Source organism: Acinetobacter guillouiae CIP 63.46 (assembly GCF_000368145.1).
In the GTDB taxonomy this organism is placed as follows: domain Bacteria; phylum Pseudomonadota; class Gammaproteobacteria; order Pseudomonadales; family Moraxellaceae; genus Acinetobacter; species Acinetobacter guillouiae.
In genome coordinates this window covers 91825-112376 of record NZ_KB849282.1, presented here as the reverse complement: position 1 = coordinate 112376, position 20552 = coordinate 91825, and the positions used below count along the sequence as shown (strand labels likewise).

Below are 20552 nucleotides of genomic sequence, written 5' to 3'. Positions count from 1 at the left end.
TAAAACCGTTTAAAAATGAAACTGTATAAAAATGATGCGGCATAAAAAAAGCTACAGCAGTTTGGGGGAACTGTTGTAGCTGAAAAGGGTCATATTTTTAAATCGAAGTCAATTAATGGGTTTTCTCTTCATAAATGGTTCGTACAGGGCGTTCATAGCTTTGCGGTTCATTTAGCTGCAATTTTTGTTTTGGCATAATTAACCAAAGCACCAAATACACTAAAATACCTGGAAAAGCTGCGCTCAAACATGAAACAATCACGAAAATAATTCGTAGTAATGTGACATTCCAACCAAAACGTTCAGCAATACCGCCCATTACACCGGCGATCATATTGTGTCGGCTTGAACGATATAAACCAGAATTGGCCATTTAAATCTCCTTAAAGTTATTCATCATCATTCATGATTAAAAAATTAAAAATGAATTCATATAAGTAAATAGTGGCGTTTCTGTTTGATTCTTCAAGTGAATCACCAATTAAAATTGTTAAGACTGTGTAACAACGCCAGTTAAATCATTCAAAATAATGTAAAAAGTGTCCAATCCGATCTAGGTGGCGGTGGTGATAAATATGTTTTTTATACTTTTGTAAAAAATACAGCGTTAAGATTTCGAGAAACGGCACAACGCAATAAGATATAGATATACACATTGATTTTTGATGTGTCTGGCACGGTGCAATTGGGTTATTTGGATTTATGTATTTAACTTTTCATAAAGTAATTTTTTTTAGAATTTTAGGCATCAGTATTTGTACAGTACTGAGTGCTTGCGATTCCTCAAAATCAAATGATAAACAACAAGGTGCATCTGACACACAAAATTCATCCAGCGAACTTGCTTTGCAACAAACGCCACCACGTGCCAATGCAAGTGAAGGGAAAAAACTGACCGATCTCGCCGGTCAAGCCACCTTGCCTGCAATGGTAGAAATGAAAGGGCAAGGCCAGCAAAGTGACGTGGTTTCCATAAAAGCTGAGGCATTTGTAGGACGTTATCATGTACAAATGAGTTGTGAAGATCCGTTTGCCAAGTGTGAAAAAGGCAGTGCGGAGTTTATTATTAATTTACTCCCAGACGGAACTGCACATCGTACCTTTGTGTATATGGGAAAAATGACCTATGAAAATAGTGATATTAAGCCGAACCGTGGCTATCAAAAAAATACTTGGGCCTATGATGAAGTAAATCATGAAATCGTGATTAATCGAATTGAAGGTATTCAGTTCTATTACAACGTGGATGCACAAAATGACTTGGTGATGGATATTGATAAAATAGTCAATGGCACTGAAGAAAATCGACTTTATTTTAGTCAACACCATACCGCACCAACAAAAGCCTATGTGTTAAAGAAATTTGATAATTAAAAAATTAGTAGTTAAAAAAATAGTAGTTAAAAAATTGGTAGCTAGAAAAATTGATAATTAAACAATCTGGTGGGGCTTTAGGGTGTCACCCACCAGAATGGCGCATTTAAAATTTAAAGTTTTGAAATGAATGATCATCTCAGAAAAGCATTTTTAAATTGAACAAATTTTCGAAAATCAGAGAGTAATTGAACATTGTGTATCCTCTAAAAATGTAATGTTAAAACGCTTTGGTTAAACTAAAAATTGCACCGTTTGCGACTGTACGTTTTTCACTTTTAGAGAGCTGATCGGTATTCAAATTGGTACCAACCGCAGATAACTCCGCAGTTAAACCTTCAAGTGTTTTAAATTGATAATTCACCCCAAGCTTCCAATCGATGTAATTGTCTGCATCAACATCAATCAATGCACCTTTATCTTGGATGATGGAATAACCAATACTTGACGTCAGACCAAAACCTGTTTCAGCCAATGGTACTGAATAGCCTAGGGTGAAGTTCCATGCATCACCTGCAAATCCAATATAGTCATCACTATAATTAATATTGGTGAGGAGGCTATCTTTACCCAAAAAGATATCATTAAAGGTTAAACGTGCAGAAAACTCATGCCATGCCCAATCCGACCAACCTGGATAGCTAAATCGGTTATAGCTTAAATCTAGTGTTGGCTTAACTTTTTCAGACCAATTTAATGCCGTGTTATAGCCAATATATGAGGTAAACTCAAAATGTGGTGATGTTGAACCACCGAAGTCAGTATTGGCCGCAAAGATTCCGCCGTATAAACCAGAATCATGTGACAGTACAAAGGTCCCTTGTACCGCAGGATCATTACGAGATTGGGATAGACCACGGAAACGGTAGTCCGTTGTCAGTGCAGCAGAACCACTTAAGCTAAGACCTGATGAATGTCCCGTTTCTGTGGCCACAGCAGAATGAGTCGCCATTGTTGTCAGCATTACCGATAAAATTACTGGTTTAATCATATTGATTTCCTTTTCGTAAAAATTTGGATTATTCCAAAATCCTTTTTTATGTCGATCGACGACGCATTTTTGTTTTTGTTATCTTAAGTAGTGATGTTATAAAGAGATAATAGAATATTCAGAACACATGCCTCAAAAAATCTGAATCGCTTGGGTATAACGATGACTTTTATCCAATTGAGTTAAATTTTTTTAATGATTATTTATGTAATTATTTTTTAATAAAAAATTCTTTTGAACGATAAATTACTTTTTAACCCTAGATCAATGATCTGCTTTTCACCCATTGTTTTTATTCAATTCAAGTGGTACTCAAGCTGGTGTATAGGTCGATATTGAATATCGAACAAATACAGGCCTGAGATAATTTTTCTTTAATTTGTTCGTGATTATTCTGGCCTCAATATTTTCAACATATTAAATGGTCTTAATTTGAAATTTTAAGATGATTTCGCAAATGATTTTGATCTCTTTGCGATGGAGTAACTACGCTATTCAGCCCTTTTTAGTCTTACTTTAAAAAAACTAAAGGCTTGATACTGAATATAAAAATTTAAGCTGATCCTAAGATTGGTTATAACTTTTTATTTATGGAATGGATTCCTATGTCTATCACAACTATGGAAAGTAGTACGATTCAGGCAATTCCTGAAAATCAACGTCACGGTAACGCACGCGATCTATTTACGATCTGGTTTGGCTCAAACATTATGTTATTGACTATGTTTACGGGCTCATTGGCAGTTACAGTTTTTAATCTGAGTTTCTTTTCCGCCTTAATGGCATTGGTTTTAGGCAATCTTGTTGGTGCGATTTTTGTCGCACTGCATTCTGCGCAAGGCCCACAACTTGCAGTGCCGCAAATGATTCAGACACGCGGGCAATTTGGTTTCTATGGGGCTTTGCTTGTTGTTGGCGTCGTGGTGATTATGTACTTGGGTTTTTATGCATCCAATCTGGTGGTTGGTGGTGAAGCACTACATACAATTTATCAGCCGATTTCCAAGGTACAAGGCATTACGATTATTGCGATTGGGAGTCTGATTGCAGTTATTTTTGGTTATAAACTCATTCATAAATACACCCAAATCCTTGCGGTACTTTCAGGTTTAATGCTGCTTGCTGCTTTTATTTGTGTATTTAGTTCGCAATACTTCCCCCAAGATTTCTTTCAGCTGGGAACGTTTTCAAGCATTGGCTTTATGGGAACCTTATCCATTGCCGCATTATGGCAGTTGGCTTATGCCCCGTATGTATCAGATTATTCCCGCTATTTGCCTAAAGCGACTGGGGCAAAAACTGCATTTTGGGCAAGCTATTGGGGCTGTTCACTCGGCTCACTGATTTCAATGATCTTGGGCTTAACCGTTGCTCGTGCCTATAGTGGTGACTTTATTCAAGGCTTAATTCACTTAACCGGCTCCGGTCTATTCAGTACCGCTTTGATTATCGTCTTTTCTCTCGGGATTGCTGCCACAAACTCAATGAATTTGTACTGTGGTACTTTATCGAGCATCACTATTCTACAAACGATTTTTCACCGGTGGTCACCGCGAGTGCTTGCCAGAACCATAGTGGCATTAAGCTTATTTAGTGTGGCGATGTTCTTATCTGTTTCAAGTTCGGAAAGCTTTGTCGAGAGTTATGTCAATTTTATTCTCTTGCTCATGTGTGTACTGATTCCATGGACAGCCATCAACCTCATCGATTATTACTTTATCCATCATACTGAATATGATGTGCCATCCTTCTTTAAACCTGATGGTGGGATTTATGGTTACTTCAATTGGCCTGCATTAATCTGTTATGTGATTGGGATTTTGATTCAGATTCCATTTTTATCTACACCGCTGTATGTTGGTCCGCTTGCTAAATTATTGGGTGAAGTGGATATTTCATGGGCGGTTGGTTTGTTGGTGGTTAGCCCACTGTATTATGTTGTGGCGATGTTATATAAACGCGCATTACCTGAAATAGACAATCAACTATTACAGCAACATAGCTATGATTATGTCATCGTTGGCGCGGGTTCGGCGGGGAGTGTGATTGCCAATCGACTAAGTGAAAACCCAAATACTCGTGTCTGCTTGATTGAAGCAGGCGCTGCTGATAATTCGCCACGCATTCAGATTCCAGCAGGAACGATCACGTTATATAAGAGTAAAAAATACAGCTGGAATTTCTTTTCTACGCCACAGAAACGTTTGAATAATCGTCAAATTCATGCTCCACGTGGCAAAATGGTCGGCGGTTCAAGTTCAATGAACAGTATGATTTATATTCGCGGAAATGCCTCTGATTATGACAATTGGGAAGCGAAAGGCTGTGCTGGATGGGGCTGGAAAGAGGTTTTACCCTTCTTTAAACGTTCTGAAAAAAATGTCATTCAGCAAGACTTGGCTTTTCATGGTGTTGAGGGTGAGTTGTTTGTTGATCATCCGAAAGATCCGAACCCATTATCTAAACTTTTTATCCAAGCTGCTGCTTTACTTAATCTAAAAGAGAATCAAGATTTTAATGCTGCATCAAGCGAAGGAGTGGGGATATATGATGTGACTCAACGTGATGGTCAGCGTCTATCCAGCTTTAAAGCATTTGTTCAGCCGATATTGACACGTTCAAACCTTACAGTGGTGACTGAATGCGAGGTTGAACGTATTCATCATAGTGAGGGGCAAGTACACTCGATTCATGTGCAACGACAAGGACAAAATTTTGATATCAGAATCAATAAAGAGTTAATCCTCTCTGCTGGTGCTTTTGTTTCGCCGTTATTATTGATGAAATCTGGTATTGGTCCGAAATCTGAGCTGGAACAGGCCGGTATTGAATGTAAGGTTGATTTACCTGGGGTAGGTAAAAACTTGCAAGAGCATATTGATGGTTTAGTGACGGTTAGAACAAATAGTTCAAAAACACTGGGTTTTTCCGTTGGGGCTTTGGCATCTATACTGCCCGCACCATTCCAGTATGCACTCAAAAGAAAAGGCTGGTTGACCACCAACTATGTAGAAGCAGGAGGCTTTGCAAAAACACCACTGGCAACAGATTTACCAGATGTGCAATTTCACTTTGTTCCGGGGTATCGGAGTCATCGTGGTCGTCTGTTTGAATGGGGGCATGGCTATGCAATCCACACCTGTGTTTTAAGACCCAAGAGTATTGGTGAAATACGTGTGAATGCCCAAAAGCAGATTGAGATTGATTATAACTTCCTTGAAAAAGAACAAGATATGCAAGTGCTGATTGAAGGAATTAAACTGGCACAGCGTATTTTAAAGCAAGATGTATTTAAGGCGTTCAATGGTCGAGAAATCTTACCCGGACCTGATGTTAAAACCGATGCAGATTATCAAGCCTATGTTCGTGAATATGCTGCAACCGTATTTCATCCCGTGGGAACATGTAAGATGGGGATTGATGCAATGAGTGTGGTCGATCCAAAGCTTAAGGTCGTTGGTTTTAATAATCTGCGTATCGCTGATGCATCCATTATGCCTGATCTTGTGTCAGGCAATACCAATGCACCATGTATTATGATTGGCGAACGTGCCGCAGATTTTATCCTTCAACAGCAATAACCCACTGGGTAAATTCCCGCTGATTGTTTTAATTGAGTGGTCATACGCATAATTAAACCGTGCGCAATCTTGGTTATTGGGTACGGTTTTATATTGTTTGGGAGGGGGAATACGATGACTCGTCAAGCAGGAGAATATTATTTTGCTAGCGATGATTTGGCATTTACTCGTTCGACAAGAAGAATAAAAGCTTTTTAGCTATTCAGTTCGGTCGTGTCATCTGATTGTGATTGTTGGCTTGGTTGTTTTGAGCTAAAACCGTTGACTAAGATCTCAGTCGATATTTGAGTATTGATGCTTCGTCATCATTGAATGATAAAACAATCCGTTTGATTAGGGCGTGCAGCTATCAGAAAAATAATTCAACTGAACTTATTTAAAGGGGTGGTAAATGACTTAAAAATCTGGTGGGTTGTGTGGGGTTCGAACCCACGACCAATAGATTAAGAGTCTACTGCTCTACCAACTGAGCTAACAACCCTGAACTTGTTTAAAACATGATTAAACCAGAACAAAAGATGAAGCAAAATTTCGAGAATGGCGAAGCATCTAAAAAGATGTTTGGTCTAGGTCGGAACGTTTGCAGGTTTCGTTTCTATTGTAGTACTTTAACTGTACAGAAAGAAGCCCTAAGAAAGAATGGTGGGTCGTCCGCGATTCGAACGCGGGACCAACGGATTAAAAGTCCGCTGCTCTACCAGCTGAGCTAACGACCCTGAGCGAGATGTGTAAAGCGCGTTGCTTTACCCGATATCAGTGAAAATCGAGAATTTTCTATCGGTATCTATTTACAGGTTGAAACATGAAGATGGTGGGTCGTCCGCGATTCGAACGCGGGACCAACGGATTAAAAGTCCGCTGCTCTACCAGCTGAGCTAACGACCCTGAGCAAGGATGTATAAAGCGATGCTTTACACGATATTTGTGAAAATTGAGAATTTTCTATCGTTATCCATTTACAGGTCAAAACAATTAAGTGGTGGGTCGTCCGCGATTCGAACGCGGGACCAACGGATTAAAAGTCCGCTGCTCTACCAGCTGAGCTAACGACCCTGAACCTTCATCCAAGCTAGGCTTGAATGTGTAGTGCAAGAAAACTAAAAAGTTTTTAAACACCACTTTGTTTTGATGGAGCGTATTTTAGCAAGATATTGATAGAGCGCAAGTAAAAATTAAGAAAGTTTGCAACGTTCGGTTATAAATAACACAAAATGGAGTAAAAAAGCCCTGAAATCAGGGCTTTTAGCTTTAGAAGCGGTATTTATAGGCTTCAATATTGGCAAAAACTTCCGCAGTGACATCACAATAGGCATTGGCACTTGGCAGTAAAACCAATAAACGATCAGAGGTTTTTTCAGGATTAAAGGCTTGTTCCTTTAATTTATTTTTCTGATATTTAAATGTACCCGTCGTTTCTACAATTTGTTGGATACGTAAAAATACCGGAACAGCATAGGCTGGCAAGTTCTTTTTAAACTCGGCTGCAAGTTGGCTTAGATCTTGTTCAGTCAGTTCTTCCCCATCATGTAAAGTAATGGCAGCCATACCTGCTCGGCCATTAGTATTTGGAATTTCAACGCCGTAAACCACAGCTTCTGTGATTTTAGGGTATTCACTACAAATATTTTCAACTTCGGTGGTTGAAACATTTTCACCTTTCCAGCGGAAAGTATCGCCAAGACGATCGACAAATTGAGCATGTCGGAAACCAATATCACGAACCAAGTCACCAGTAATAAAGTAAGAATCGCCCTTTTTAAAGACATCTTTCATGATCACTGACTTGTTCTTTTCCGGGTCTGTATAGCCATCAAAAGGGGAACGCTTGGTGATTTTACCAATCAATAAGCCCACTTCACCTTTTTTGACCTTTTGACATGAACCATGACTGTCACGGATTGCTTCATTTTTTTCTTTATCGAACTGGACGATGGCATAAGGTGTAGGGGAGAAGCCAACAGTATTGTTAAAATTAAAAACATTACTGAAGCCTACATTTCCTTCACTAGAGGCATAAAGTTCTAAAATTTCTTCGATACCAAAGCGTTCTTTAAACTTGCCCCAAATATTTGGACGCATACCATTACCGATCATTTTGGTGACACGGTGCGTGTGATCAAGTTCTGAAGCAGGTGCATCCATAAGGTAGCGGCAGAGTTCACCGACATAACCAATGGCTGACGCATTAAACTTTTTGACATCAGACCAGAATGCAGAGGTAGAGAATTTACGACGGATTGCCAAGGCTGAACCGCCTGCAATTGCGCCACACCAGCACACCACCATACCTGTTGCATGGTAAAGCGGTAAAGTGCAGTACATCACATCATCTTCACCTAAGTTTAAGACATGGCCATATGTTCCATATGCCAAGGTCCAACGACTGTTGGTAAAGACCACAGCTTTAGGTAAACCCGTTGTGCCAGAGGTATAGATATAAAACAAGCCATCTTTCCCTTTGACACTTTGTGTGGTCGAAGGATTGAATTTTGGAAATTGTTGAATTTTTTCAGCAAGATTGATAAAGCCTTGAGGTGCTGTACCCGGGTCTTGCGTTGTATTTTGATCTGCAAACCAATGGATGCGGTCTTGAGCAATGTTTAAGTCTTGACGAATCTCATCTACCGCAGCACGGCATTCTTCACCGACGATTACCGCAACAGGATTGACCAAATTGATACTATGCGTCAGGACTTTACCTGTCTGCGAGGTATTGACTAAAGCTGTTGTTACGCCAATTTTTGCCAGTGCAATCACGGTCGCAATCAGCTCAGGACGATTTTCGATCATCACGGTGATCGCATCGCCTTTTTTTATGCCAATAGAAAGATAAAAGTGTGCAATTTGATTGGCCCAGTTATTCAGTTCTTTATAACTATAGCGTTGATCTTCAAATAGTAACGCATCACCATAAGGATTGCGTTTTACAGCACGTTCAAAAGCAAGACCTAGCCCAGCAGGCGTATTGGGTGTTCTGATATAAGCTTGTTTAAGTCCAGTCAGGATATTGGGAAGCTTATTGATGAGCTGTGGTAAGCGCTCTGCGACATCAGTAAATCCGATGAGATCGGCCTGTGTTGTTTGACTCATATCAATCCTATTTATTTTTCGTAATCCAATACAATTTTTAGAGTGTCATTGACTCACATTACATTTGTCTTTTTAATCGTATAAGACTAGTGCAATCAACCTAATCTGACAAATGTCCTGATAATCTCTTCAAAATAGCAAAAAAACCTAGCCATCGAAATGACTAGGTTCTCTTTAATCGCTACATTTTAAGCAAATTTTTACACATTACTCATCCGCTGGCGGTGTCGCTTTTTTTGGCGGGCGGCCACGAGGGCGACGAGGGCGGGCAGGTTTTTCATCTGTTGCCACATTGTCTGCCTTTTGTGCATCTTCATCTACAGCAGCTTCAGCAGTCGTATCTAAAGCAAGCGATTGTTGTGGCTTTTTCGCCTTTTCAGTTGCAACAACTGCTTTCTCAGCTGACTTAGCCGGGGCTGCTTTAACCACTTGAACTTCCGCAGGTGCTGTTTTAACTGTCGTTTCTACAGGCGTTTCAGCTTGCACTTCTTCTGCTTGAGTAACCACAGGTGCTGCTTCAACTGGACTTGCTGGAGTCTCAGTTTTCACTTCTTCTGGTTGTTGCTCAAGTTCAGCTTGATGCTCTTGCTTTGCTTGTACAGCCGCTTGTTTTGCTAAACGACGACGTTCACGAGGATCATTCGCTACACGGCGATCATTCTCAGGCTTCGGTGGTGTTAAGTCTAAAACATCAGCAGGTTGTGCTTCTGGTGCTGCTTTAGAGATAGCAACATCACGTGTTACAGGCTGCTTGCTTTGTACATCGGTCTTTTCTACCACAGTTAAGGTCGCTGAATATTCTTCAGTAAACTTAACCAAAGCACGATTGAATGTTGGAATTAACCCAAACTGTTCAATCAGTACCGCACAGTCATCACCATAGACATGACGAATCAACGTTCCCACTGTGTACTGATTTAATGTCGGTACTTGAGATGGTGCGATTTTAGGCGTTGCCGTTTTTGCTTGAGCAGCGTCACGTTGTTGACGGCGTTTTTGGCGCGGGTCATTGCTGGCACGTTGCACAGGCTGTTCTGCTTGAACCTCTGCTGCTGCAGGTGCTTTTGCTTCAGTCGTTACAGCCTGACTTTCTACAGCCGGTGCAGTAGCTGGTTGAGCATCTACAGTGCGAGGGGCTTTAGCAACAGTTTCAGCTTTTTCATTGCGATCATGACGCTTCGGCTTGTTGCTTGCTGGCGCAGCAACTTGTTGCGGGTTTAATGCCACAATTTCACTTTGAGCTTGATCAAGATTAACCACTAAAGCTGTTTCAAGTGCTGCATGCTTCGGGGTGTCAATGAGTTCAACCTTAGGTTGTTTCTCTTGAGGTTGATTATGCTCTACAGGTGCATTGTTGTTTGGCGCTTGTTGTTGCTCATCATTAAACACGCTGCTATCGCGATGACGATTTGGGCGGTTTGGACGTTGCTGATGGTTACGATCACGACGTGGAACAGCTTGTTCAGCATGATTCGTTTCAGCATTTTGATCATGCTGTTGACGTGGCTGCTTTTGCTGACGACGTTGATCACGTTGTTCCTGACGCTGTTCTTGGCGTTGCTCTTGACGAGGCACCTGAACCACTTCTTCAATCACTTGATGTTGATCAGTGTTTTGTTCACGTGACTCTTTGTGCTTGTTGCGATTTTTATTTTTATTGTTGTTGTTACGCGGAGCTCGTTCTTCTTTCTCGCCCTGTTTTTCATATTCACGCGGTTCTTGTTTTTGAACAGGTGCATGTGAAAGATAAGCATTGGTTTCAGCAACAACTTGAGCTTCAATTGCAGCTGGCGCGCTATTGCTATTCACTTGGCCAAATTGACCACGGCTTACAGCACCACCGTTAATCATTTGTTCAATGGCTGCAGCTGCATTGTTTGCAGTACGTGATTGGTCAACAGTTGCTGCTTGTTTTTGTACAAACAGATTTTCTAACCAAGCACATGGGCTTGAAGCTGGTTGAGCAACTTGTGCTTGAACCGCTTGCTGAGCTTTTTGAGCTTGAGCAGGTTGTTGCTTTCTGTTTTGCTTATTGTTTTGTGCTTGAGCTGGTGCAGCATTGTGTTGCGTTTGCTCTTCTTCTAAATGCCACTCAGATGACTCATAGCCCAATTCTTTTTCGCTTGAACGGGTAGCTTCAGTACGTTCATAGCTAGTTGGCGCAAAACCTTCTGGGTTATATGAGATTTCGTAATGTGGCGTTTCTAAATGTGGATGTGGCAGTACAGTAACACGCACATTTGACGTTTGTTCTAAGTAAACCAAACTGTGGCGCTTTTCATTCAATAAGAATGCTGCAATTTCAACAGGCACTTCAACTTGAACTTCACCTTGACGTTCACGTAATGCAATCTCTTCAACTTTACGCATAATTGAAAGAGAAAGAGAACGTAGATCACGTACCATACCTGTGCCATGACAGCGAGGGCATACATAACCTGTAGCTTCTTCAAGAGATGGGCGTAAGCGTTGACGGCTCATTTCCATTAAACCAAAACGTGATAATTGACCGAACTGGATGCGGGCACGGTCACTTTGCGTCGCTTCACGAAGTTTAGCTTCAACCATACGTTGGTTGCGTTCTTTGGTCATATCGATAAAGTCGATCACCACCAAACCACCAATATCACGTAAACGTAATTGGCGAGCAATTTCTTCAGCTGCTTCTAAGTTGGTGCTGAGCGCAGTTTCTTCTACATCATGTCCGCGTGTTGATTTCGCCGAGTTGATGTCGATTGAAACCAGTGCTTCAGTTTGGTCGATTACAATTGAACCGCCTGAAGGAAGTTTAACTTCACGTTCGTAAGCTGTTTGAATTTGACTTTCAATACCAAAATGCGCGAATAACGGCTCATTTAACGTATAGGTTTTTAGCTTATCTAATTGATTTGGCATTACCGCTTTAACAAAGTTATAGGCTTCGTTATAGGCTTGCTCTGAATCAATTAAAATTTCTGCAACATCATCACGTAAATAGTCACGGATAGCACGTGTCACCACACCAGCTTCTTGATGAACAAGCATTGGTGATGGACCAGAGTTTGCTGTACCTTGGATTTGTGCCCATAGGTCTAACAAATGTTGAAGATCAAGTTGCAGCTCTTCTTGTGAACGGCCAATCCCTGCTGTACGAACGATTACGCTCATACCACGTGGGGTATTTAATGACGCCAACATTTCTTTAAGTTCTTCACGAACTGAACCCGAAATTTGACGACTAATACCACCACCTTTTGGGTTGTTCGGCATCAAGACTAAATAGCGACCAGCAAGGGAAATATAAGTTGAAAGTGCAGCGCCTTTGTTGCCACGCTCTTCTTTTTCAACTTGAACCAAAAGTTCAGTGCCTTCAGTGATGAGTTCACGAATATTTGATGTTTGGCGAGGGTCTGCCTTGTAGTAAGTATTGGCAATTTCGCGCATCGACAAGAAACCTTGACGACCCGCACCATACTCTACAAATACAGCTTCTAAAGAAGGCTCTACGCGAGTGACATGGCCTTTATAGATATTGGCTTTCTTTTGTTCACGTGTACGGTTTTCTAAATCGAAATCGTAAAGACGGTGACCAGTGATGAGTGCAACGCGAACTTCTTCGGCATGTGTTGCATTAATCAACATACGTTTCATGGGTGTAACACCTAATAGTGATTCACACCAACAACTCGCTATCTTTTTAAGTGAAGCGAACATCTAAAATATTGGATCAATGCTCAAATCACGGATACATCCAATATGATCTGAGTAATTTACCCACTTGTTTTGAGCAAGGTTGGGTTTGATGCCTGTATTGATGCTGCAATACTTCTTTAATCTTTGCACGATTAAAGTTTTGAGCTCTTCACTGGCACTTAAGTGGTGCATTGGATGACTGATTTGATTCGTCTTTCACTATCACATTGCTCGAAGAGCATCTCAACTTTTGTGAGAGCGTCTTGATACGGAATTATCATCGTACCTTTACAAATTGTGCAGTTCCAATGCCTCAAACACTTATGTCCTGAATAACACTCTACAGCGACTTGCCTGATGTGTATCAGTTTATGTTTAAAAACCAACGTCTGGGTTGGCGACATATATTTTTAAACAAACTGATTTCTGTACTTTAAGTACAATTAAACGCAACAGTTTGTCTTTTTGCCGATATAATAAAGCCTTCGGCGTCGGCATATTCTTTTGGGACCTTTCCGCATCTGTCGTGAATTTTATCGTTTGTGTCACGCTTTCATTTTTAAAAAAGGGTGGCACTAAATTTCACTTACGGTGGTATCCGTGCGCTGACTATAGCAAACCTTGAATCATCTGCCTATGGGCTATATGCTTATTTTGTATGAAAAGCATAGTCTAAATGATCAGTTTTTAATCAAATTTTAGTTTTTTATTGGATCACCTAACTGTATGAATTCTACGCAACAATGGCAAAATGTAACTTGGTTTGAAGTAGACGAGCATCAAGAAGGCCAGCGCATCGATAATTTCTTATTTACTCGCCTGAAAGGTGTGCCGAAAAGCCGTATTTATCGTTTAATTCGTGAAGGTCAAGTGCGCGTCAATAAAAAGCGTATAAAAGCAGAAACTAAGCTAGCGATTGGCGATCAAATCCGTGTTGCACCTATTCGCTTTGAGCAAAAAGACGAAACTGATGCACCTGTATCCGATAAGGTTGCACAAAGCTTACTCAGCCGTGTGGTGTATGAGGATGAAGGTTTATTGGTGGTCAACAAGCCGTCTGGAATTGCCGTACATGGTGGAAGCGGTGTGGCATATGGCTTAATTGAAGGCTTACGCGCGGCAACAGGTAAAAAATATTTGGAGTTGATTCATCGTATTGACCGCGATACTTCGGGTCTGGTGATGGTGAGTAAAAAACGCAGCACATTGAAGGCGCTACAAGATATGTTGCGTGAGCATAAAATTAAAAAAACCTATGCTGCGATTGTTAAAGGTCAAGTGAGTTTAGATCAACAGTTGATTAATCAACCTTTATTGCGCTATGAACTGTCCAATGGTGAACGTCGTGTACGTGTCTCAGAAGAAGGTAAAGAATCTAAGACACAATGGAAAGTTGCCGAGCGCTTTATGCATGCGACACTGGTCTATGCTTCTCCACTGTCAGGCCGTACCCATCAAATTCGTGTGCATGGTTTAAGTATTGGTCATCCTTTAGTGGGTGACGATAAGTATGGTCATGAAACAGAGTATCGTGGACCAAAAGCTCGTCGATTGAGCCTACATGCAATGCGCCTTGAAATTCCTGGTTATCCTGTGATTGAAGCGCCTTTACCTGAAGATATGCAAAGCTTGGTTGCGCAGTTAAGAGCACAAAAGAAAGATTGATTCGATCTCGCTGCTCACTTTATCTTTTACACAAAGGGAACTTGTTTTATGAAAAGTTCCCTTTGTGTTTAAAAATGCGTTAGCTTGTCATGTAAAGGGCATAAGATCTAAACATTAGTCATGCGTAAACTGAGCAAATATTGGAAATAATTCATGCAAAAACCTGTAGAACTTATCATTTTTGATTGGGATGGCACTTTATTTGATTCAGTTGGGCAAATTGTGGCGAGTTTATTGGTTGCTGCAGAAGCCTTTGACCAACCGTTAACAGCTGATGCTGCGAAAAGTATTATTGGTTTGGGTTTACCTGAAGTTGCTCAAGTGTTATTTCCAAAAGTTCCCGAGTTACACACTGAAATTTTGAAATGCTATGGCGATCATTATGTTGAGCATTCCAAAGATGATTTGTGGTTCGCTGGTGTCTCTGAAATGTTGCATGATTTAAAAAATCAAAATATCAAATTGGCAGTTGCAACAGGGAAGAGCCGTCGTGGTTTAGATCGTGTTTTGGCTCAGACCCAGAGTCAGGATTTATTTGAGATCACCCGTGCAGCGAGCGAAACCAAATCCAAACCAGATCCATTGATGTTGGCTGAAATTTTAGATTACACTGGAATTTCGGCGGAGCAAGCCATTATGGTGGGTGATACATCTTATGACTTAGAAATGGCACAGAACATTGCCATGCCACGTGTTGGGGTGAGTTATGGGGTACATGCGATTGATGTATTACAGCGTTTTAATCCGCTGACGATCGCGGATAACGTCGATCATTTACATCAGTTTTTAACTCAACAGCTTAAGGCCAGTGAAGTTGCTTAGATGCTGTTTTTACGCTGTTTGCAGATTGCCCTCAGCGTAAACTTAGATAAAACCAAAGAGATATAATAAGAAAATTGACCATGAGCCGTTCTATTCGATTACTCACTTTATTACAACTTTTACGTGAACAGCGTTATCCCATTACCGCGCAATGCTTAGCAGAACATTTGGAAATTAGTGTCCGAAGTGTTTATCGGGATATTGAAAGTTTACGTGACCAAGGTGTCAATATTGAGGGCAGTGCGGGCTTAGGATTTCAGCTAAAAGAAAACTTTTTACTGCCTCCGATGAGTTTGGATGAAACGGAAGTCGAAGCAGTGTTCTTGGCATTGCATTGGTTAAGGTCAGTGCCAGATCCAGCATTAAAAAATGCTGCACATTCAGTTTTGGCCAAACTCAATGCGGTATTGCCCAAGAATAAACAAGAACTGATTGATGAAACCATGCTTCGGTCTATCAACCATTGGCTTGTGGTTGATGAAAAAGTTGTCGAACAAGTACGTCTAGCAATTCGTTATCAGGTCAAGATAGAAGTGCATTATTTAGATGAAAAACAAAATATCTCTAGCCGTATGCTTTGGCCTTTTGTCTTAGGGTATTTCAATGACAAAATGTTGTTGGCTGCATGGTGTGAATTACGTGAGGATTTTCGAAATTTTCGTTTAGATCGGATTCAAAAATTAACTGTGACCGAAATCATTTACCCAGAGTTTAAGCGCCATCTTTTTCAGGCATGGTGGCAAAAAGAGCTGCAAAAAAATCCATGCTAAAAAGCTCCTGACAAAAACTGACACAGCCGCCCTTTATATTCAATACACCACTATAAAGGAATGGAAAAATGGGCTTAAAACTATATAGCAACGCGCAGTCTAGAGGTCTTGTTATTGAATGGCTACTGATTGAACTGGGTGCTGAATTTGAAAAAATTGAGTTGGCTTATCACACTGAAATGAAGTCGGAATCTTATCTAAAGATTAACCCATTTGGCAAAGTACCCACCTTAGTCGATGGCGATGTGGTGATTTACGAAATGCCTGCAATTTGCGCCTATTTGGCAGATAAGTTTTTTGATCAAGGACTTGCACCAGCACTGGATGATCCAAAACGTGGCTTGTATTTCCGTTGGTTATTCTTTGCTGCTGGACCGTGGGATGCAGCCACGACGGATCGCGCATTAAAAGTTGAGATTACCGACGAGCAAAAAATGCATATTGGCTATGGAAACTTTCAGGACACCTATACCGCTTTAATTCAGGGCTTGGAGCAGGCTCAACCTTATCTATGTGGTGAGCAATTTACGGTAGCCGATGTGTTTGTTGGTTCCATGCTATTTTGGCAATTGAAGATGGCAGAGATTGAAAGCCATCCTACAATTGAAAAATATCTTAATTCAATCAAAAGCAGAAAAAACTTAAGAAATAATCAAGCACTTTTTAGCGACTAAATCATCAAGACGGTGCAAACTTGGCATGATCTCATGCTGGGTTTGCATTGAGGTTTTTTAGTCACATTCAAGCGCAGAAAAATGATAAAAAACTTTGGAGATTGGCTTTTGGTGTTAATCCCTCTATTTTTACTTCAGTTAAATAAAACCTGCGGCAACATTAATACAGATCGCCAAAATCGTCGTGTTAAATCCATACGCCAAAAGGATATGGAGAATATTTAAAACGCGCATCGAACGAGATGTAATCGATACATCTGCTGTTTGTGCAGAAGTACCAATGACATAACTAAAATATAAAAACTCAGGGTAGGTTGGTTTAGGTGTTTTTGGAAAGTCCAATCCACCATCCTGATGATTTTCCACTGCCAAATAAAAGTCATGTGCATAGTGAATAGCAAAAATAGTATGCATAAATAACCATGCAAAAATGATGGTAAAAATTGCTAAGGCGATATGTCCTGCTTTAACTCCAGTCACATCGGGCAAATGTGCCAATTCAATAATAATGGCAATAAAACACATGATGAGTGAGAGCACAACCAACAGCAAAATGATCCATTTGCTGGCATCCTGCTGCTGAGCACGCTTTAAAATATGCGCTTGATTGGTTGCCCAAAGCATTTTTATGGTCAGGATTAAGTAGACCAGAGTGGCAATATTCCAGCTGAATAATAAATTGGTTGACCACTGCCAATTTGTACTCAAAGACATCCCCATATACACAACTGCTGTAAGGAGAAAACTAATAAAGAAATATGGACGAGACAGAATACCTGATCGAAGTTGGTGAAATGCACGTCCTACCATGATGAACACCGCCTGAATTAAAAATTGATGGATATTTAAGCAAATAAAATGAGCATTAAGTTCGATTGGTTTAAGTCGTCATATTAAAAAATAAGCTTACGCTCTATGTCTTGTCGTAGCGGTCTTATTCTTGCTCTAAACGATTGATATCCAGATAAAATACCTTGGTTAATAGTTCAATGAATTTTTGTATTGCAACAGAGCCAGCACTTTTTCGATAACTTACATACAAGTCTAGATAGGGAAGCTCAATCTCTAAAGGTCGAATGACAGTGTTATTGTTGATTAATGGCGCAATATAACTTGGCAAAATTGTACAGCCTAAGCCCGCTCCAACTGAGTTAATATTCAATGAAATATTGTCAGCTTTTTGGACGATATTCAATTCAATATGATTGTGTTTGGCAAACTCTAAAATGGTGTTGTGCAAAGTCGTGGATTGTTCTTCAGCAGGAATTATAAAATCGATCCCATTGAGCGCTTTAACAGGGATACGTTCATACTTGGCTAAAGCGTGATCTTTGGGTAAAACAAAAATTAACGGCTCACGGAGCACAAATTTACTTTCGATTTCATCATTATGAAAATTGTGCCTGCTAAAGCTGATATCTAGCTCACCCTTTTTCAATGCGCGCATTTGTTCAAGGTTATTTAAGCTTAATAACTCAATTTTTAGCTCAGGATTTTGTACCCTTAAATTCGGTAAGATATAAGGGAAAATCTTTATTTCAGCCACGGGTACAAACCCAATCCTTAACAATAGCTGTCTGGCTTTGGAGACCTGTCTTGCCATAGCAACAGCCTTATCGGCTTGTGCTAAAGTTAAGCGTGCTTGCTCCAGAAAAACAGCACCTTCTTCAGTAAGTTCAACTTTACGCTTGGTCCGATTTAACAGCCGAACACCGACATCTTCTTCAAGATCTTTGATCTGCTGGCTGAGTGAGGGTTGTGCTGTATAAAGTCTCAATGCTGCTTTGCTAAAGTTGAGTTCTTCAGCCACAGTAATGAAGTATCTCAGATGTCGTAATTCCATATAACGCGTCCAAAGAATAATCCAAAAAATGTCTTACTAAGATTTTCAAAGAGTATAATCTATAATCAACTGTCAGGTGAAGACGATTATAGTATTTAGAAAATAAATGAACTTTTCAAAATCATTGTTATTTTAATATAGAAAATAACATGGCGAATAATTGATAAAATATCTTAATTAAAACAAAAAATATTTCGCTAAGCCCTAACCTGGAAGCCATCATCTGTACAAAGTTGCATCAATTTATCTATAGCCCTTACTTGTCATAAGCTTACTTTCAGGAATAGAAAAATTGATATCGATGTTTTAATTGATGTATCTCGTCATCAATCTATAGTGATCCAAATTTATATGAATGAACACTTGAAAAGTGTTTGATTGCATTGGTTTAAGTTGTTGCAATCTGTCTGATAAACATGATCATGCTGAGGATTACTAAAACCGACTTGCAGATAGGGCACAAGGTCGGTTTCGTCATCATGGATAGTCAGCTTGATCAGGGTGTTTATGATGATGTTTTTGATATCGCTCTATCTCAAAATACTTAGACGGAAGGCTTCTTTAGTTTCAAATGCAAAATTGGAAATGGATTACCTTCAGCATCAAGTTCCGAACGCGCAATTTGTTGGAAGTTATGTTTCTTATAGAACTCCAAAGCACGAATATTTTGTTCGTTGACATCTACCTCATGCGCACCTAACTCAAGGGCTTTTTGAATGAGCATGGAACCAATGCCTTGATCAAAAAATTTAGGGTCAATAAATAACATTTCAATCTTTTGATAAGCCAGTCCCATAAACCCAACGATTTGACCTTCACGTTCCACATGAAACAACTGCACATGATCAAAATAATGATGCTGAATGATGAGCGTTTTAATTTGTAAGATATGCTGTTCGTTTAAAAAGTCATGAGTCGCACGTACAGAAGCTTCCCAAATTTTTAATAATTGTGGATGAGACTGCGACGGAGTATTTAGAATATTGGTTAAATTGGGTTCCATAAAAGATTCACTCAATTGTGAAAAGCAACAAAAAATAAAGAAAAATCACAGATAGTTTCGCTAATATGAAGCAGGACAGATATAAAAATCAAATTGATGTATTTGATGATAAAAAACAGGACAATAAATGTCAGATTCCAACAAAATTGTTGTATATGCAGCACTTTTGGGCAATTTAGCCATTGCTCTGGTTAAGTTTGTTGCGGCTTATATTACAAATAGTTCGGCAATGCTCAGTGAGGCGGTCCATTCTGTCGTAGACACTTTAAATGAAATCTTATTGCTGTATGGTTTAAAAAAATCACAGCAGCCTGCAAATTATCATCATCCCTTTGGTTATGGGCGAGAGTTATATTTCTGGGCCTTTATTGTCGCATTGTTGGTTTTTGCTTTAGGTGCTGTGGTTTCAATTTATCAGGGTATTCAACATATTCGTCATCCAGAAGTTATACAATCCCCATTGGTCAACTATGTAGTACTCGGGTTTGCACTGCTTTGTGAAGGTACTTCATGGTTTATTGCGTTGAAAACATTTAAAAAGACCAAAGGTCAAATGGGATATTTTGAAGCCTTTCGTCGCAGTAAAGATCCGACAACCTTTACAGTTTTATTTGAAGACTCAGCAGCTTTAATTGGCTTAATCATTGCATTGCTGGGAATATTTTGTGCCCAGCAGTTTGATTTACCCGTTTTAGATGGTGTGGCTTCAGTGCTGATTGGGGTTGTCTTAGCCATCTCAGCCCTGCTTTTGGCAAGGGAAACCAAAGGGTTGTTGATGGGTGAAACAGCAGATCCAAAACTACGTCATAATGTATTGAAAATTGCTCAGGAAGATCCTGCCGTGTATTCAGCAAATGGCGTACTGACTGAACAAATGGGTGCACATCAGGTGATTGCTTCTTTAAGCTTAGAGTTTAAAGATAGTTTAACTTCAGATGATATCGAAGCCTGTGTGAACATAATTGAAGCAAAGATTAAAAGTATTCATCCCGAAATCGTGGCATTATTCGTGAAGCCACAAACACAGCAAGTATGGCTTGAAAGAATGAAAGGGCGTTTAGAGTAAT

Annotated in this window: 14 protein-coding genes and 4 tRNA genes; 7 read left to right on the top strand and 11 right to left on the bottom strand. The window is 40.0% G+C overall.

Annotation, left to right across the window (positions count from 1 at the left end; all coding sequences use genetic code 11):
* Positions 1-112 precede the first annotated feature (112 nt).
* Positions 113-373, bottom strand: coding sequence for a PspC domain-containing protein (locus tag F981_RS02735; protein WP_004718168.1), 261 nt, complete (start codon positions 371-373; stop codon positions 113-115).
* 329 nt (positions 374-702) lie between these two features.
* On the opposite strand from F981_RS02735, the gene F981_RS02730 reads away from it, so the two are divergent.
* A complete protein-coding gene (locus F981_RS02730) occupies positions 703-1374 on the top strand; it encodes a hypothetical protein (protein ID WP_004718167.1) in 672 nt (223 codons plus the stop codon).
* Between the two features lie 220 nt (positions 1375-1594).
* Here the strand turns inward: F981_RS02730 and F981_RS02725 are convergent, their stop codons facing one another.
* On the bottom strand, positions 1595-2365 hold the full coding sequence (locus F981_RS02725; RefSeq protein ID WP_004718165.1) for a TorF family putative porin: 771 nt from the start codon (positions 2363-2365) through the stop codon (positions 1595-1597).
* Between the two features lie 605 nt (positions 2366-2970).
* Between F981_RS02725 and F981_RS23170 the strand changes: the two genes are divergently transcribed.
* The gene (locus F981_RS23170; RefSeq protein WP_004718163.1) at positions 2971-5946 is read left to right on the top strand and encodes a cytosine permease; all 2976 of its coding nucleotides are present in this window, start codon (positions 2971-2973) and stop codon (positions 5944-5946) included.
* Between the two features lie 405 nt (positions 5947-6351).
* Here the strand turns inward: F981_RS23170 and F981_RS02715 are convergent.
* The 6 genes from F981_RS02715 to F981_RS02690 all read right to left on the bottom strand — a co-directional run bounded on the left by F981_RS02715 (position 6352) and on the right by F981_RS02690 (position 12666).
* Positions 6352-6427: transfer RNA gene (locus F981_RS02715), tRNA-Lys, on the bottom strand.
* A 159-nt stretch (positions 6428-6586) separates the two neighbouring features.
* A tRNA-Lys gene (locus F981_RS02710) sits at positions 6587-6662 on the bottom strand.
* Positions 6663-6755: 93 nt separating this feature from the next.
* Positions 6756-6831 (bottom strand) — tRNA-Lys (locus F981_RS02705).
* A 92-nt stretch (positions 6832-6923) separates the two neighbouring features.
* Positions 6924-6999 (bottom strand) — tRNA-Lys (locus tag F981_RS02700).
* A 195-nt stretch (positions 7000-7194) separates the two neighbouring features.
* Complete coding sequence (locus tag F981_RS02695) at positions 7195-9036, bottom strand: long-chain-acyl-CoA synthetase (RefSeq protein ID WP_004718161.1); 1842 nt, start codon at positions 9034-9036, stop codon at positions 7195-7197.
* Positions 9037-9243: 207 nt separating this feature from the next.
* Positions 9244-12666 (bottom strand): Rne/Rng family ribonuclease, encoded by a 3423-nt coding sequence (locus tag F981_RS02690; RefSeq protein ID WP_004718158.1) that lies wholly within the window; start codon positions 12664-12666, stop codon positions 9244-9246.
* Between the two features lie 768 nt (positions 12667-13434).
* Between F981_RS02690 and F981_RS02685 the strand changes: the two genes are divergently transcribed.
* The 4 genes from F981_RS02685 to F981_RS02670 all read left to right on the top strand — a co-directional run bounded on the left by F981_RS02685 (position 13435) and on the right by F981_RS02670 (position 16639).
* Complete coding sequence (locus F981_RS02685; protein ID WP_004718156.1) at positions 13435-14373, top strand: RluA family pseudouridine synthase; 939 nt, start codon at positions 13435-13437, stop codon at positions 14371-14373.
* A 153-nt stretch (positions 14374-14526) separates the two neighbouring features.
* On the top strand, positions 14527-15195 hold the full coding sequence (locus F981_RS02680) for an HAD-IA family hydrolase (protein WP_004718155.1): 669 nt from the start codon (positions 14527-14529) through the stop codon (positions 15193-15195).
* Positions 15196-15275: 80 nt separating this feature from the next.
* Entirely contained in the window at positions 15276-15965 is a 690-nt protein-coding gene (locus F981_RS02675; RefSeq protein WP_004718154.1) for a helix-turn-helix transcriptional regulator, read from the top strand.
* Positions 15966-16033: 68 nt separating this feature from the next.
* Entirely contained in the window at positions 16034-16639 is a 606-nt protein-coding gene (locus F981_RS02670; RefSeq protein WP_004718153.1) for a glutathione S-transferase family protein, read from the top strand.
* A gap of 138 nt (positions 16640-16777) precedes the next feature.
* Here F981_RS02670 and F981_RS02665 read toward each other — a convergent pair whose 3' ends face one another.
* The 3 genes from F981_RS02665 to F981_RS02655 all read right to left on the bottom strand — a co-directional run bounded on the left by F981_RS02665 (position 16778) and on the right by F981_RS02655 (position 19485).
* Positions 16778-17449 carry a DUF1345 domain-containing protein gene (locus F981_RS02665; protein WP_004718152.1) on the bottom strand — a complete coding sequence of 224 codons (672 nt, stop codon included), beginning with the start codon at positions 17447-17449 and terminating at the stop codon, positions 16778-16780.
* A 124-nt stretch (positions 17450-17573) separates the two neighbouring features.
* Positions 17574-18482, bottom strand: coding sequence for a DNA-binding transcriptional regulator HcaR (gene hcaR, locus F981_RS02660; RefSeq protein WP_004718151.1), 909 nt, complete (start codon positions 18480-18482; stop codon positions 17574-17576).
* Between the two features lie 544 nt (positions 18483-19026).
* Positions 19027-19485 (bottom strand): GNAT family N-acetyltransferase, encoded by a 459-nt coding sequence (locus F981_RS02655; protein WP_004718150.1) that lies wholly within the window; start codon positions 19483-19485, stop codon positions 19027-19029.
* Positions 19486-19612: 127 nt separating this feature from the next.
* On the opposite strand from F981_RS02655, the gene F981_RS02650 reads away from it, so the two are divergent.
* Positions 19613-20551 (top strand): cation diffusion facilitator family transporter, encoded by a 939-nt coding sequence (locus tag F981_RS02650; protein ID WP_004718149.1) that lies wholly within the window; start codon positions 19613-19615, stop codon positions 20549-20551.
* Position 20552: the final 1 nt, after the last annotated feature.